Annotated in this window: 13 protein-coding genes; 8 read left to right on the plus strand and 5 right to left on the minus strand. The window is 68.6% G+C overall.

All coding sequences use genetic code 11. The annotated features are described in order from the left end of the window. The first annotated feature begins 30 nt into the window (after positions 1 to 30). The 3 genes from KIH31_RS10195 to KIH31_RS10205 all read left to right on the plus strand — a co-directional run bounded on the left by KIH31_RS10195 (position 31) and on the right by KIH31_RS10205 (position 3,351). Positions 31 to 987 carry an electron transfer flavoprotein subunit alpha/FixB family protein gene (locus KIH31_RS10195; protein WP_214427011.1) on the plus strand — a complete coding sequence of 319 codons (957 nt, stop codon included), beginning with the start codon at positions 31 to 33 and terminating at the stop codon, positions 985 to 987. Further along, entirely contained in the window at positions 984 to 1,733 is a 750-nt protein-coding gene (locus tag KIH31_RS10200) for a PIG-L deacetylase family protein (protein WP_214427012.1), read from the plus strand. Before KIH31_RS10195 ends, KIH31_RS10200 begins: the two co-directional genes overlap by 4 nt. 211 nt (positions 1,734 to 1,944) lie before the next feature. Next, positions 1,945 to 3,351: a gluconate:H+ symporter gene (locus tag KIH31_RS10205; protein WP_214427013.1), complete on the plus strand. Its 1,407-nt coding sequence runs from the start codon at positions 1,945 to 1,947 to the stop codon at positions 3,349 to 3,351. A gap of 82 nt (positions 3,352 to 3,433) precedes the next feature. On the opposite strand, the gene KIH31_RS10210 is transcribed toward KIH31_RS10205, so the two are convergent. The 4 genes from KIH31_RS10210 to KIH31_RS10225 all read right to left on the minus strand — a co-directional run bounded on the left by KIH31_RS10210 (position 3,434) and on the right by KIH31_RS10225 (position 6,554). Then, positions 3,434 to 4,285 carry an anti-sigma factor gene (locus KIH31_RS10210; RefSeq protein WP_214427014.1) on the minus strand — a complete coding sequence of 284 codons (852 nt, stop codon included), beginning with the start codon at positions 4,283 to 4,285 and terminating at the stop codon, positions 3,434 to 3,436. Position 4,286: 1 nt separating this feature from the next. Next, entirely contained in the window at positions 4,287 to 4,901 is a 615-nt protein-coding gene (sigK, locus tag KIH31_RS10215) for an ECF RNA polymerase sigma factor SigK (RefSeq protein WP_214427015.1), read from the minus strand. Positions 4,902 to 5,136: 235 nt separating this feature from the next. Next, a complete protein-coding gene (locus tag KIH31_RS10220) occupies positions 5,137 to 5,604 on the minus strand; it encodes a tRNA (cytidine(34)-2'-O)-methyltransferase (protein WP_214427256.1) in 468 nt (155 codons plus the stop codon). Positions 5,605 to 5,624: 20 nt separating this feature from the next. Beyond that, positions 5,625 to 6,554, minus strand: a complete 930-nt coding sequence (locus tag KIH31_RS10225; protein WP_214427016.1) for a J domain-containing protein — start codon at positions 6,552 to 6,554, stop codon at positions 5,625 to 5,627. Positions 6,555 to 6,680: 126 nt separating this feature from the next. Between KIH31_RS10225 and KIH31_RS10230 the strand changes: the two genes are divergently transcribed. Then, complete coding sequence (locus KIH31_RS10230; RefSeq protein ID WP_307857613.1) at positions 6,681 to 7,892, plus strand: cysteine desulfurase family protein; 1,212 nt, start codon at positions 6,681 to 6,683, stop codon at positions 7,890 to 7,892. On the opposite strand, the gene KIH31_RS10235 is transcribed toward KIH31_RS10230, so the two are convergent. Beyond that, on the minus strand, positions 7,889 to 9,124 hold the full coding sequence (locus tag KIH31_RS10235) for an NAD(P)/FAD-dependent oxidoreductase (RefSeq protein WP_250545798.1): 1,236 nt from the start codon (positions 9,122 to 9,124) through the stop codon (positions 7,889 to 7,891). The genes KIH31_RS10230 and KIH31_RS10235 overlap by 4 nt on opposite strands. A gap of 151 nt (positions 9,125 to 9,275) precedes the next feature. On the opposite strand from KIH31_RS10235, the gene mnmA reads away from it, so the two are divergent. The 4 genes from mnmA to KIH31_RS10255 all read left to right on the plus strand — a co-directional run bounded on the left by mnmA (position 9,276) and on the right by KIH31_RS10255 (position 14,656). After that, a complete protein-coding gene (gene mnmA, locus KIH31_RS10240; protein WP_214427017.1) occupies positions 9,276 to 10,427 on the plus strand; it encodes a tRNA 2-thiouridine(34) synthase MnmA in 1,152 nt (383 codons plus the stop codon). A gap of 110 nt (positions 10,428 to 10,537) precedes the next feature. Beyond that, entirely contained in the window at positions 10,538 to 11,572 is a 1,035-nt protein-coding gene (locus KIH31_RS10245; RefSeq protein ID WP_214427018.1) for a hypothetical protein, read from the plus strand. A 187-nt stretch (positions 11,573 to 11,759) separates the two neighbouring features. Then, on the plus strand, positions 11,760 to 13,391 hold the full coding sequence (locus KIH31_RS10250; RefSeq protein ID WP_214427019.1) for an ABC transporter substrate-binding protein: 1,632 nt from the start codon (positions 11,760 to 11,762) through the stop codon (positions 13,389 to 13,391). A gap of 173 nt (positions 13,392 to 13,564) precedes the next feature. Next, positions 13,565 to 14,656 (plus strand): ABC transporter permease, encoded by a 1,092-nt coding sequence (locus KIH31_RS10255; RefSeq protein WP_214427020.1) that lies wholly within the window; start codon positions 13,565 to 13,567, stop codon positions 14,654 to 14,656.

The raw sequence follows: 14,656 nt of genomic DNA on the forward strand, positions 1-14,656 counted from the left end.
GAACTTCGGGAAACGTCAGGAAGCGCACACATGGCGAAGATACTGGTTTACATCGACAACCCCACAGCGGAACTCAAGCGCAGCAGCAGGGAGCTGGTCTCACTGGCCGGGGCCCTCGGCGAGGCGGTGGTCGCTTCCCCCGGGCCGTTCGCTGACAGCACCGCCGCGGAACTGGGCGCCCGGTCGGTCTCCACCGTCTACCTGCCGGACAGTGACGCGCTGGGCGGCTACCTGGTAGGTCCCAAGGCGGCCTTCCTGGCCGAAGCAGCCAAGGCGTCCGGAGCCGCCGCGGTGCTGCTGGAAAACTCCTTCGACGGCAAGGAAATCGCCGCGCGCCTGGGCATCAAGCTCACTGCCGGCGTGATCACCGACGTGGTGGGCATCGACGAGGCGCTCACGGCCACCAAATCCGTGCTGGCCGGGTCCTACACCGTTCAGGCCAAAGTCACGACGCCGGTGGCCGTCTTCACCGTCAAAGCGAACAGCGTGGAGATCTCCGAGCCGGCCGGCGGATCCGCGCCGGGGTCCGTGACCGTACCGGTTCCGGAGGCCACGGCAGGCGCCGCGCGGATCACCGGGCGCACCGAAAAGCCGGCGAGCGGCAGGCCCGACCTTGGCGAGGCGCGGGTCGTGGTCGCCGGCGGACGCGGGGTCGACGGCGACTTCGGGCCCGTGGAGGAACTCGCCGACGCCCTCGGCGGGGCGGTGGGCGCCTCCAGGGCCGCCACCGACGCGGGCTGGATCGAGCACTCCGCCCAGATCGGCCAGACGGGCAAGACGGTGTCCCCCCAGCTTTACATCTCCGCCGGCATCTCGGGCGCTATCCAGCAGAAGGCCGGCATGCAGACGGCTAAGGTGATCGTCGCCGTCAACAAGGACGCTGAGTCGCCGGTGTTTGAAATTGCCGATTTCGGCGTCGTCGGGGACCTCTTCCAGGTGCTCCCGCAGGCCGCCGCGGAGATCAGGAAGCGCAAGGGGCAGGCATGAGCGAGCCGGATCCGGGCCTGCCCGAACGGGTGCTCTGCTTTGCGGCGCACCCGGACGACATTGATTTCGGCGCCGCCGGGACCATCGCCGGCTGGACTGCCGCGGGTGTCGAAGTGGTGTACTGCATCATGACCGACGGGGACGCCGGAGGTTTCGACCCGGCCCACCGCGCGGAGATCATCGCCATGCGCCACGAGGAGCAGCGCCGGGCGGCAGCGCTGATGGGAGTGCGCGACGTGCGCTTCCTCGGCCAGCGGGACGGTTTCCTGGAACCCTCGCACGAGGTGATCAAGCAGGTCGTGGCACTGATCCGCGAGCTCCGGCCCGGCATCGTGCTCGCCATGCACCCGGAGCGCAACTGGGACCGGCTGCAGAAGAGCCACCCGGATCATCTGGCGTGCGGCGAAGCCGTCACCCGTGCCGTCTATCCGGCGCTGGAGAACCCTTACGCCTACCCGGAGCTGGCCGACGAGGGCCTGCTGGCGTACAAGCTGCCGCACCTGTGGCTCTATGCCGGGCCGTCCGAACGCGAGAACCATTTCGTCGACGTCACCGACCACGTCGAGCAGAAGCTGGCGGCGATCCGCGTGCATTCCAGCCAGCATCCGGACCTGGACGCCATGGACCGGACGGTCCGCGGCTTCCTGCGGGACACGGCACTGCGGGCCGGCTTCCAGACGGGCCGCAGCGCCGAGGCCTTCCACGTTGTCACCGTGAACGGTCCGCGCACCATCGCGGGCTTTTAGCAGCCGCCTTTCTCCCGGCCTTCCCCCGGCATTCCGTCCGGGCTTTCCGCGCGCCCGTTCCCGGTATTTCCGTGCCCGTTCCCGCCCTTTCGCGCCCGCGGGCGCCCGGATGCGGCCGGCAGCACAACTGCGTGTAGTATCTCCAGCGGCATAAATCATATTTATAACTTCCGGGTGGGCACCGCTGCCCCCGGAAGCAAGGAGCTCTTACATGCAAGCAATGCAAGTCGCCGCCGACGTGCAGCAGCCGTGGAACGGACACGACACCTGGTTGATCGTCGTCGCCGTCCTCGGTATCGCGCTGATTGTCGCGCTGATCGCCAAGGCGAAGATGCATCCCTTCCTGGCACTGGTGCTCGGATCCGCCTTCGTCGGGCTCGTCTCCGGCGTGGAACTGGGCAAGGTCGTCACCAACTTTGAAACCGGCGTGGGAGGCGTGCTGCAGGAGGTGGGCCTGCTGATTGCGCTCGGCGCCATGCTCGGCAAGCTGCTGGCCGACTCCGGCGGCGCCAACCGGGTGGTGGACACCCTGCTGGCGAAGGTCTCACCCAAGGTCGTTCCGTGGGCCATGGCGCTCGTCGCCGTCATCATCGGCCTGCCGATGTTCTTCGAGATCGGCCTGGTGCTCCTGCTGCCCGTGGTGGTCCTGGTGACCCAGCGTTCGGGCCTGAAGCTGATGCGCGTGGCGATCCCTGCCCTGGCCGGCCTGTCCGTGCTGCACGGACTCGTGCCCCCGCACCCCGGTCCCCTCATCGCCCTCAGCGCGGTTCACGCGGACCTGGGTACGACCCTGGCGCTGGGCCTGCTCGTCGCCATCCCGACCGTCGTCATCTGCGGCCCCCTTTTCTCCGCGCTGGCCACCCGCTGGGTTCCGGTCGGCGCTCCTGCCGTCGCCGGCGGCGTGGACACGCGCCACGCCGCGTCCACCGAGGGCGTCAAGCGCACGCCGTCGTTCGGCATCACCTTGTTCACCATCCTCTTCCCGGTGATCCTGATGCTCGGCCGGGCCCTGATGGACATCATTTTCCCGGACGCCAAGGCTGCCCCTGCCGTGCGGACCGTCTTCGACTTCATCGGTCAGCCGCTGGTGGCCATGACCCTCGCCGTGCTGCTGGCCAGTGTCAGCTTCGGCTACGCCGTCGGGTTCACCGGAGGCCGCATCACCGGCAAGTTCGGCGACAGCCTCGGGCCGATCGCGGCGATTATCCTCATCGTCGGCGCCGGCGGCGGGTTCAAGCAGACCCTCATCGGTGCGGGAGTGGGCGACGCCGTCGCCAAGGCTGCCACGGGCGCCAACATGTCCGTCCTGGTCCTCGGCTTCCTGGTGGCGGTGGCGCTGCGCCTGGCGACCGGCTCGGCAACGGTGGCCACCATCACCGCCGCCGGCATCGTGGCCCCGCTGGCCACCTCGCTGTCCCCGACCCACGCGGCCCTGCTGGCGCTGGCGATCGGTGCGGGTTCGCTCTTCCTCTCCCACGTCAACGACGCCGGCTTCTGGCTCGTGAAGGAGCTGTTCGGGCTGACCGTCGGCCAGACGTTCAAGAGCTGGTCGGTTATGGAGACGCTGATCTCGGTCGTCGGCTTCGGCTTCGTGATGCTGCTCTCGGTGTTCGTCTGACGCAGGCAGTAGCCGACTACACATGAAAGCGGTGCCCCGGAGTCTTCCGGGGCACCGCTTTCACGTGTAGTCGGGGTCTGGTTCAGGACTTCAGCTGCACGACCGAGATCGGCGCCGTGGTCGGTTTCTGCGAGCCGGGGGCCGGCTCCACGGTGATCGCCACGGCAGTCGCCGCATTGATGCCCTTCACCGTCGCCGGCTTGGACAGGGTGTCGGCGTCCATGGTGCCCGCGGAGGCCGGGTTCTGGCCGTTCGTCGGAATCAGCCACATCTGGTACACGGTTCCCGCCTTGGGAGCCGGCACGTTCTTCATGGCGACGACGGCGGCGTCACGGGACCGGGACAGCGAAATAGTCGCCGTCCCGCCGCCCGGGATGCTGACCGTTTCCGTCTTCACATCCGAGGCGTGCAGCACCTGCTCCTGCGGCGACTGCTGCTGGTTGGCCAGCGTGACGCCGACGGCGGTTCCCCCGACCACCAGTACGGCCGCTGCCGCGGCGGCCACGAGCCAGCGGCGCGTACCGGACGCTCCGCCGCGGGCTTTGCCTGCGCGGCGGGCGGCCAGGTCTGCCACCGGGGCGGGAGCCGGGCTGCCGGGTGCCGTGGCGGGTTCCGGGGCGCCGGACAGGTCCGTTGCCGGGAGGGCCGTCTGCGGGAGGCTCGCCGTGATCCTGTCGAACAGGTCCGCCGGTGGCTCGGCTTCGTCCATGGCGTAGCCGGACGCCAGCACTTCACGTGCGGCCCTCACCCGCTCGGTGAAAAGCTGCCGGGTCTGCGCCGGCCCGGAGGCGAGGAAAGCGTCGATGGCGGCGCGCTCGTCTTCGGTCAGGGCGTCCAGGGCATAAATTTCAGCCCATTCGAGTATCAGGCCGCGGTCCAGATCCGTCGCCAGGTCCTCCGAAAAATGCATGGCGTTCGCGTTGTTTTCGCTCATCTCAACTCACCTCCAGACAATTCTTCAGCCGCAGCAGTCCATCCCGGATCCGGGACTTGATGGTTGGCACGGCCGCATCCAGCCGCTCGGCCACTTCCCGGTAGGTCAGGCCGCCGTAGTAGGCCAGCTTGACGGACTCCTGTTGCGTAGCGGTCAGGGTGTCCAGGCACCGGACCACGGCCTCGGCCTCGAGCCGGCCGCTCACCTCGTCCACGACCTCGTCGTGTTCGACCACCTGGCTTGCCGCGCCGTAGCGCGCTTCCCGGTCGGAGGCACTCTGGCTGCTGCGCACCTTGTCCACGGCGCGGCGGTGCGCAATGGTCATCAGCCAGGCGAACGGGCTGCCCGCTGCCGGGTCGAACCTGGCGGCGGACTGCCACACCTGCAGGTAAACCTCCTGGGTGGTGTCTTCGCTCAGTTCGGGGTCGATCAGCACGCGTCGGGCCATGCCGTACACCCGCCGCGAGGTCAACTCGTAGAAGCGGCGGAACGCGGCCTGGTCACCGGCGGCCACCGCCGCCAGCAGCGACGTGAGAGTTTCAGCGTCGCCGGAGGAAGCAGCTGCGTCGGGCCCCGGGGGCTTGGCATGCAGCTCGGAAGTCGGGGGAGTATCCATCAGGTCCCAGTGTAGGTGTTTGCGGCCGGTCGTAGCAGGACCACCGCCGCCTGACGACGGCCGGACCAACATCTGAGTTGCCAGTGCCCTCACCTCTGCCTGTCTATGCCCAACGGTTTCTGAAGGGCTCTTGTCGACCGCCCGTCACTAATGGTTCGGCACGGTCACCGGCGCGGATGGGTGCGGGGGCGCACATTGTTGCCTGCGGCATCGGCTGAGCGGCGGAGGCGAGGCGTCAGAGCTGCGCGCCGGCGAACCCTTGCTGGCGCCACGCCTCGTACACGGCGATGGAGGCCGAATTGGCGAGGTTCAGCGAGCGCAGCGAGGGGAGCATCGGGAGCCTGACGCGCGCGGTGACATGCGGATCGTGCTTGACCTCCTCGGGCAGCCCGACCGATTCCCGGCCGAACATGAGCACGTCGCCGGGGCGGTAGGCAATGTCCACGTAGGAGGTGTCGCCGTCGGAGGTGAAGGCAAACACCCGCTCCGGGCGCAGCGCCGTCCACGCATCCTCGAGCGACTCGTGGACGTGCAGGACGGCCAGGTCGTGGTAGTCCAGCCCGGCCCGGCGCAGCTTGGAGTCTTCCAGGTCGAAGCCGAGCGGTTTCACCAGATGCAGTTCCGCTCCGGTGATGGCGGCCAGCCGGATGGCGTTGCCGGTATTTCCGGGGATTTCGGGGGTCACAAAGAGGATGCGGAACACCATCCCATCCTAGGGCCGGCCTAGTACATCCCGCGCAGCAGGCGGGCGAGCACCGGCACATTGACCTCATTCGGGGACGGCCCGGCAGAGAGGAAATCGCGGACTTCGCGCACCAGCCGGGCGGCGTTGACCACCTGCACGGGCGCGTGGCCGAAGGGGTCGCCGCCGCGGCCGTGGTCCACCACCGGTTCATGCAGGTTGCCGGACGGACTGTGCACCACCACCCAACCCTGCACGTTGCACTCGGGGAACACCTCCTGTGCGGCCCGCACAGCCGGGGCCAGCCGCGGAGGCTGGATGACCTTGCCGCCGTGATGAAGGACGGCCCCGTCCCAGCGGTAGGCACCCTCGGGCAGCATCATCGAACCGATCAGGGCCATCCGGTAGCCGGCGAGCACCACGTGGTCGATGTGGCCGTCACCCGCGGGGGAGTGGACCCCGTTGACCAGCCGGGCCGAGGGAATCCGGGACAGCACGCTTTGCATCAGCAGCTGCGCGGTGAGTGCTTCGCGCTGCAGCCGGGCAGCGGCTCCGAAGATCCCGCGCTTCCGCGGCGCTCCGTGCACTGGCTGGGCTGCCGTGCGGCGGGACAGCAGCGGGACGCCGGTGCCGTCGTAGGGCGGGTAGTAGACGGGCGGGTCCGAGGCGGCGGCGCGTCGCGGGCCCGGCTGCGACGGACCCGCAGGTGCGGTCCGGACGGTGGGGCCGGCGTCGGCGGACGGCTGCCGGCCCGAACCGAAGGAACGGTCGTAGCGGGCGCGCTTCACCGGGTCGATCAGCGTCTCATAGGCGGCGCTCACCCGCCGGAAGCTGGCCGGGCTGCCGCCGTGGTCCGGGTGGGTCAGGCGGGCCATCCGCCGGTAGGCCTGCTTGATCTGCCGTTCGGTCGCGTCCACTGCCACCTGGAGCACCTCGTAGTGCGACGGGTTGCCCGGGTCGGCCTGGCTCACGCCGGTCCCTCCTTGAGTTCGTATCCTGCGCGCGGCACGGCGCCGGTATGACGATAGTCCAACGCGGCGGTGCGTGCGCGGGTTCCGTGCCCCGCACGGCAGCGCCGGGGCCGGTAGAATTGGTGCGTGCCCATTGAACCTGTCTACCTGGATCACGCGGCCACCACGCCCATCTCGCCGGCGGCGCTGGCCGCCATGACGCGCGAGCTCAGCCGCAACGGCAACCCCTCGTCGCTGCACGGCTCCGGCCGCCGCGCCCGCCGCGTCGTCGAGGACGCCAGGGAAGCCCTGGCCGCAGCGGCCGGGGCGCACCCCTCCGAGGTCATTTTCACCTCCGGCGGGACTGAATCGGACAATCTTGCCGTCAAGGGTTTGTTCTGGGCCCGCCGCGACGCGGATCCCCGCCGCACCCGGATCCTGTGCTCCGCCATCGAGCACCACGCCGTGCTGGATACGGTCGAGTGGCTGGAGAAGCACGAAGGGGCCGAGGCCGTCTGGCTGCCGGTCGACGCCGAAGGCACGGTGTCGCTGGAGGCCCTGCAGGCGGAACTCGAGGCCGGCGCGGAGACCATCGCGCTGGTGACGGTGATGTGGGCGAACAACGAGGTCGGCACAGTGCAGCCGGTCGCGGAAATCGTGCAGGCGGCCCACGCGCACGGAATCCCGGTGCATTCCGACGCCGTCCAGGCCTTCGGCGCCGTTCCCGTGGACTTCGCGGCGTCCGGGCTCGACGCCATGTCCGTGTCGGGGCACAAGATCGGCGGCCCGGTCGGCATCGGCGCCCTGCTGCTCGGACGCTCCGTTCGCCTGACCCCGGTGCTGCACGGCGGCGGCCAGGAACGCGACGTGCGCTCCGGGACGCTGGCCGCCCCGGCGATCGCAGCGTTCGCCGCGGCCGCGGAGGACGCCGCCGCGCACCTGGCGGAGGAACGGAACCGGCTCGAGACGCTGCGCGACCGGCTGGTCGACGGCGTCCGGAAGGCGGTCCCCGAGGCGGTGCTGCGCGGCCACCCGACGAGGCGGCTGCCCGGCAACGCCCACTTCACCTTCCCCGGCTGCGAAGGCGACTCGCTGCTGTTCCTGCTGGACCTGGCCGGCGTCGAATCGTCCACCGGGTCCGCCTGCACCGCCGGCGTGCCACGGCCCTCACACGTGCTGCTGGCCATGGGCCTCTCCGAAGCCGGGGCGCGCGGGGCGCAGCGGTTCACCCTGGGGCACACATCGACCGAGGCAGACGTCGAGGCGTTGCTGGCGGCCCTCCCCAACGCCTACGCGCGCGCCAAGCAGGCCGGCATGGCGGGCCATGCCTCGAGAATCCAGACCGCCGGCACCCGCTAAACCTCGCTCAAGGGCACGCCGGGGTCGGTGAGCCGGCGCTCCTCCACCTGCCGGCGGGAAGCGATCAGCTCCTTGATGGCCTTCTGGGTCCTGGGCACGTTCACGTTCATGCCGGCGACCACCGCACCGTCCCTGAGCCAGAAAGCGATGAAGCTGCCGTCCGCGAGGCTGCCGCGGACCACCGGTTCAACCCCGGCGGCGAGCGGACCGTAGCCCGAATATTCCATGCTCACGTCATACTGGTCCGTGTAGAAGTACGGAGCCAGTTCCAGTGCAGCGTCCTGGCCGAGCATCGACCGGGCGGCCACCTTGCCGCCGTTGAGAGCGTTGGACCAATGTTCGCTGCGCAAACGCTCGCCGGTGAACGGGTGCACGGGATTCGCGACGTCGCCGGCGGCGAAGACATCCGGCGCGCTGGCGCGCAGCGAGCTGTCCGCGTGGATGCCGTTGCCGGTGTCCAGCCCCGCCTGCTCGGCGAGGGAGACGTTCGGCGTGACCCCCACGGCCACCACCACCAGGTCCGCGCCAATGGTGTCCCCGCCGTCGGTGCGGACCCCGGTCGCGCGCCCGGCCTCGCCCGTGATCTCGACGACGGCGGCCGGCTGGCGGAACGTCACGCCGTGGCTCTCGTGCACCGACTGGAAGAAGCGGCCCAGCGCGGGGCCTATCGCGGCACTGAGCGGAACGGCCCCGCGGCCCACGACCGTCACCGCGTTGCCGTAGCCCCGCGCCACGGCCGCGACCTCCATGGCAATCCAGCCCGAACCGACGAGCACCACCCGGCGGTTTCCCGCGGACAGCTCCGCCCTCAGGGACCGGCTGTCCTCAACCGTCCGGAAGAACCTGACCCTTTCCAGCCCGGCGCCGGGAAGGCGGGGGCGCCGCGGTGCCGCGCCGGTGGCCAGCAGGACCTTGTCGTAGCGGAGGCGCCGGCCGCTGCCGAGCGTCACCACGTGCTCCTGAGGGGCCAGCTCCGTGGCGGGTTCGGCCAGGAGCAGGTCGACGCCGTTCTCCGCGTACCAGCCGGAGGGGTTGACCTCCAGTGCCGCATCGTCGGTTGTGCCGGCAAGGTACTCCTTGGACAGCGGCGGCCGCAGGTAGGGCGGATGCGGCTCGCCGGCCACGAGGGTGATGGGTCCCGGGTACCCCTCGGAGCGCAGGGTCTTGGCGGCCGACCCGCCTGCCAGGCCACCGCCGATGATGACCATGCCCGCGTCTGCCTCCGTGCCCATGTGCCTGCCCCGTTCCTGCGTCCACCCGCCGGGACGTCGGCGCCCGGCGGGAACGACGCTAAGGGTGCCCGGCAGGCCCGTCAAGGGCCGCCGGCACCTGATTCACGCTGACCGGTAAGATGGATAAGGGATACCTGCGTGGAAAGTAGAAATGCGAGTTTTAGCAGCAATGAGCGGCGGAGTTGATTCCGCTGTGGCCGCAGCCCGGGCCGTCGAGGCCGGGCACGACGTCGTGGGGGTGCACCTGGCCCTGTCACGGATGCCCGGAACCCTGCGCACCGGCAGCCGTGGCTGCTGCACCGTCGAGGACTCCCGGGACGCCTGGCGCGCCTGCGATGTGCTTGGCATCCCCTACTACGTCTGGGACTTCTCCGAGCGGTTCAAGGAAGACGTCGTGGACGATTTCATCGCTGAATACGCCGCCGGCCGCACCCCGAACCCGTGCATGCGCTGCAACGAACGGATCAAGTTCGCCGCGCTGCTGGAAAAGGCGTTGGCGCTCGGGTTCGACGCTGTCTGCACCGGCCATTACGCCAAAGTCATCAAGGATGCGGACGGCAACAAGGAACTGCACCGGGCCGCGGACTGGGCCAAGGACCAGAGCTACGTGCTGGGTGTGCTGACCGCCGAGCAGCTCGAACACTCGATGTTCCCGCTTGCCGACACTCCGTCCAAGGCGGAGGTGCGCGCGGAAGCTGAACGCCGCGGCCTGTCCGTGGCCAACAAGCCGGACAGCCACGACATCTGCTTCATTTCCGACGGCGACACCCGCGGCTGGCTGGCAGAGAAGATCCAGATGCAGCCCGGCGAGATCGTCGACGAGAGCGGCACGAAGGTCGGCGCCCACGAGGGCGCCAACGCGTTCACGGTGGGGCAGCGCCGCGGCCTGAAGCTCGGCACGCCCGCCGCGGACGGCAAGCCGCGCTTCGTGCTCGAGATCCGGCCGAAGGAGAACAAGGTCGTCGTCGGACCCGAGCATCTGCTGGCCATCGACGAGATCCGCGGCATCAAGCTTTCCTGGGCAGGGCTGCCCGTCGCCGAGGTTTCGGCCGTCGCCGGCACCGCCGGCGCCCGCTCGGAGAGCTTCGCCTGCCACGCCCAGGTCCGCGCCCACGGGGACCCGGTTCCGGCCTCCGCCTGCGTCGAGACCGGAACCGACGGCTCCGAACAGCTGGTCGTCACCCTGGACGAGCCGCTGCGCGGCGTCGCCCCCGGCCAGACCGTGGTGCTGTACCAGGGCACGCGCGTGCTTGGCCAGGCCACGATCGACGCCGCCCGCTCCCTGGCCCGCGCCGCGCTGTAGCCGCGCCGTCGCGCGCCCGTTGCCTGCTGTTCACCCTGGCGTGTCCCGGGCGTCGCCCTGCCTCGGTAGCTTCTGTCCCGGAACAGTTGCGAACGACCGGTGGAGGAACGATGCGTGCGATCTCGAAGTTTGCGGCGGCAGCCGCAGCAGTGCTGCTGGGATCGGCCCTGACTTGTCCACCGGCCACGGCACAGGACGCCGGGGCGGATTCCTTCAGCTTCGCGGTCATTGGTGACACCCCCTACGGCGACGCAGCAGTTGCTTCCTTCCCCTCGCACATCCGGGACCTGAACGCGGACCGGGGCCTCTCCTTCGTCTCGCACCTGGGCGACATCAAGAACGGCTCCACGGTGTGCAGCGATGCCTACTTCGCGCGGATCAAGACCGATTTTGACACCTTCACCCACCCGCTGGTCTACACACCGGGGGACAACGAATGGACGGACTGCCACCGGCCGAACAACGGCGGCTACAACCCGTTGGAACGGCTGGACAAGATCCGCAGGACCTTCTTCGCCCGTCCCGGCACCACGCTTGGCGCCACCATGCCGGTGAGGTCCCAGGCCGCACGGGGGCTGCCGGAGAACGTGCAGTTCACCCGCAACCGGGTAGCCTTCACCGCCGTGAACGTGCCCGGCAGCAACAACTCGCTGGACCCGTGGACGGGCCTGGGCAAGTCGGCGCCCACTCCTGAGCAGCAGGCGGAGGTCGCCTCCCGGACGGCCGCCGTCATCGCCGAACTGCACTCCACCTTCGCCGCGGCCCGCCAGCGCAAGGACCGCGCCGTCGTCGTCATGCAGCAGGCGGACATGTTCGACCCGACCTGGGCCGTGACCTGGAACGAATTCAGTGCCTTCAAGCCGATCGTGGACGCGCTGGTCCGAGAGTCGAACAGCTTCGACGGCCCTGTCTACCTCTTCAACGGGGACAGCCACGTGTACAACACGGACAGGCCGCTCGCCGCCGGCTCGAAATGGCTGGACTTCTACTCGGAGCCGGGCCACGCCGACAACCTGCAGCGGATCACGATCGACGGCTCTTCCCGGGCCACGGACTATCTGCGCGTGGAGGTGGCCCCGGACGGGGTACGCGGGCGCGGCGCCGACGTGCTCAGCTTCAGCCGGGTGCCCTTCGCCGGCCGCTGATTCCGCACGGGCCGGCCGGCGCCGAAAGCCGCGCAGAGGTCTGACATGTTGATTTTGGGTTAAATTCTCGCATCGGATTACTGCCCGGTAGGCAATCTCGTTCCAGCATCTGGTTGAATCTAGGCATCACGAGTGTGAGGTCTGCAACAGGCCTCACATTGTTTTGATCGAACAGAAAGATCACCCAATGATGAAGAACATGACAGGGCTGCGCGCTTTTGCAGCCCTCGCGGGGATTTCCGCGCTGGCGCTGACGGCCTGCACGGGCCCCGCTGGCGGCGGCTCCGCATCGGGCGGAAGCAGCAGCGGCCCGATCACTCTCGGCACCACGGACAAGGTCACCTTCCTCGATCCGGCCGGCTCCTACGACAACGGATCGTTCATGGTCATGAACCAGATCTACCCGTTCGTCCTGAACTCCAAGCCGGGCTCGGCCGAACCGCAGCCGGACATCGCCGAGTCCGCCTCCTTCACCTCCCCGAAGGAGTACACCGTCAAGCTGAAGCCCGGACTGAAGTGGGCCAACGGAGACTCCCTCGATTCCGCCGACGTGAAGTTCAGCTTCGACCGCCAGCTGAAGATCCACGACGACAACGGCCCGTCGTCGCTGCTGAGCAACCTCGACAGCGTGGAGGCCAAGGACGCCACCACCGTCGTCTTCAAGCTCAAGCAGGGCAATGACCAGACGTTCCCGCAGGTGCTGACCAGCCCGGCCGGCCCGATCGTGGACCACAAGGTCTTCCCGGCGGACAAGGTCATGTCCGATGAGGACATCGTCAAGTCGAAGGCTTTCGCGGGCCAGTACACGATTGACAGCTACAAGAAGAACGAGCTGGTCAGCTTCAAGGCCTACTCCGGCTACCAGGGCCTGCTTGGCAAGCCCGCGACCGACTCGGTGAACATCAAGTACTACGCGGACTCGAACAACCTGAAGCTGGATGTGCAGAAGGGCAACATCGACGTTGCCTCGCGCAGCCTGACAGCCACCGACGTCGAGGACCTGAGCAAGGACAGCAGCGTCAAGGTGCACAAGGGACCGGGCGGCGAGCTGCGCTACATCGTCTTCAACTTCGACACCATGCCGTTCGGTGCCAAGACCGCCGACGCCAGCCCGGCCAAGGCCCTTGCCGTGCGCCAGGCCATGGCCGACCTCGTCGACCGCGACGCCATCGCGACCCAGGTCTACAAGGGCACCTACACCCCGGCCTACTCCTACGTGCCGCAGGGCTTCCCGGGCGCCACCGAGCCGCTGAAGAGCATGTACGGCGACGGTTCGGGCAAGCCGAGCGCAGACAAGGCCAAGAAGGCCCTCGCGGACGCCGGCGTCAGCACCCCGGTCAGCCTGAACCTGCAGTACAACCCGGACCACTACGGCAAGTCCTCGGGCGACGAGTACGCCTTGGTCAAGGACCAGCTGGAGAAGTCGGGTCTGTTCAAGGTCAACCTGCAGTCCACCGAGTGGGTCACCTACTCCAAGGACCGCACCAAGGACGTGTACCCGGTCTACCAGCTCGGCTGGTTCCCGGATTACTCGGACGCGGACAACTACCTGACCCCGTTCTTCACGAAGGACAACTTCCTGAAGAACCACTACGACAACGCCACCGTGCAGGACCTGATCGCCAAGCAGCAGGTCAACCCGGACAAGGCGGCGCGTGAGAAGCAGATCGGCGAGATCCAGGATGCGGTCGCCAAGGACCTCTCCACCCTGCCGCTGCTGCAGGGCGCGCAGATCGCCGTGGCCGGCAGCAAGGTCCAGGGCGTGGACAACACGCTCGACGCGTCCTTCAAGTTCCGCCTGGGCGTCCTGTCCAAGTAGGACCGGCACGCGCCACAGCGAACCACATGCAGTAACAGACATGCAGTAACACGGGAGGCGGGGGCGTCCACAAGATGTCCCCGCCTTCCGCTTGCGTTCCGCAAACACTGAGCTGGCATTACCCTCGTACCACGGGGGCCGCCACCGACATGCTAGGTATTCCTTAGGTAACCATGACAACTCTCATTGAGGCGCCGCCGACCGACGCCGACGGCTTGATGCCGCAAAAGACAACGAAGTCCGGCGGGGGACTGGGCAAGTACATCCTGGTCAGGTTCCTCCTGATCTTCCCGACCATCCTGATCCTTGTGACGCTGGTGTTCTTCCTGATGCGGATCACGGGCGACCCCATCACCGCGGCCCTCGGCGGCCGCCTTCCGGCCGAGCAGCTCCAGCAGCGCATCCACGACGCCGGCTACGACCGGCCCGTGCTCGTGCAGTACTTCGAGTACCTTGGCCAGGTCTTCACCGGCAACTTCGGCCGGACCATCTCCGATGACCGTCCGGTCACGGAGGTCCTGACCACGTACGGCGTCGCCACGCTCGAACTGGTCATCAACTCGCTGGTCATCGCGTTGCTCATCGGCATCCCGCTGGGCCTGGTCGCCGCGTACCGGCGCGACAAGTGGCAGGACGCCGTGCTGCGGCTCTTCGCCATCCTCTCCTATGCCACGCCGGTGTTCTTCACCGGCCTGCTGTTCAAGCTCTTCTTCTCCACCGCCCTGGGCTGGTTCCCGGTCGCGGGCCGGGCGAACGTGAGCACCGAACTGGAACTGCAGGGGCTGAGCGCTCCGACCGGCATCTACTGGCTCGACGCGCTGCGCTCGGGCAACTTCCCGGCGTTCGGCGACGTCGTCTCACACTCGGTGCTGCCCGCCCTGGCGCTGGGTCTGATCACCGGCGGCATCTTCCTGCGCCTGGTCCGCACCAACGTGATCGGCACCCTCGGCAAGGACTATGTGGAAGCCGGCCGCTCCCGCGGCGTGAGCGAATACCGCCTTGTCACCAAGCACGCCTACAAGCCGGCCCTGATCCCCGTGATCACCGTCATGGGCCTGCAGATCGCGCTGCTGCTCGGCGGGGCCGTGCTCACGGAGACCACCTTCGAGTGGAAGGGCTTGGGGCTGGCCCTGGCCAGCTACCTGCAGGCGCGCGACTTCGTGGCTGTGCAGGGCATTGTGGTGCTCCTCGCCGTCATCGTCGCTGTCTCCAACTTCATCGTTGACATTGTCGCGGCACTGATCGACCCGAGGGTGAGGTACTGA

This window comes from Paenarthrobacter sp. DKR-5, from assembly GCF_018531425.1.
Classification (GTDB): Bacteria; Actinomycetota; Actinomycetes; order Actinomycetales; family Micrococcaceae; genus DKR-5.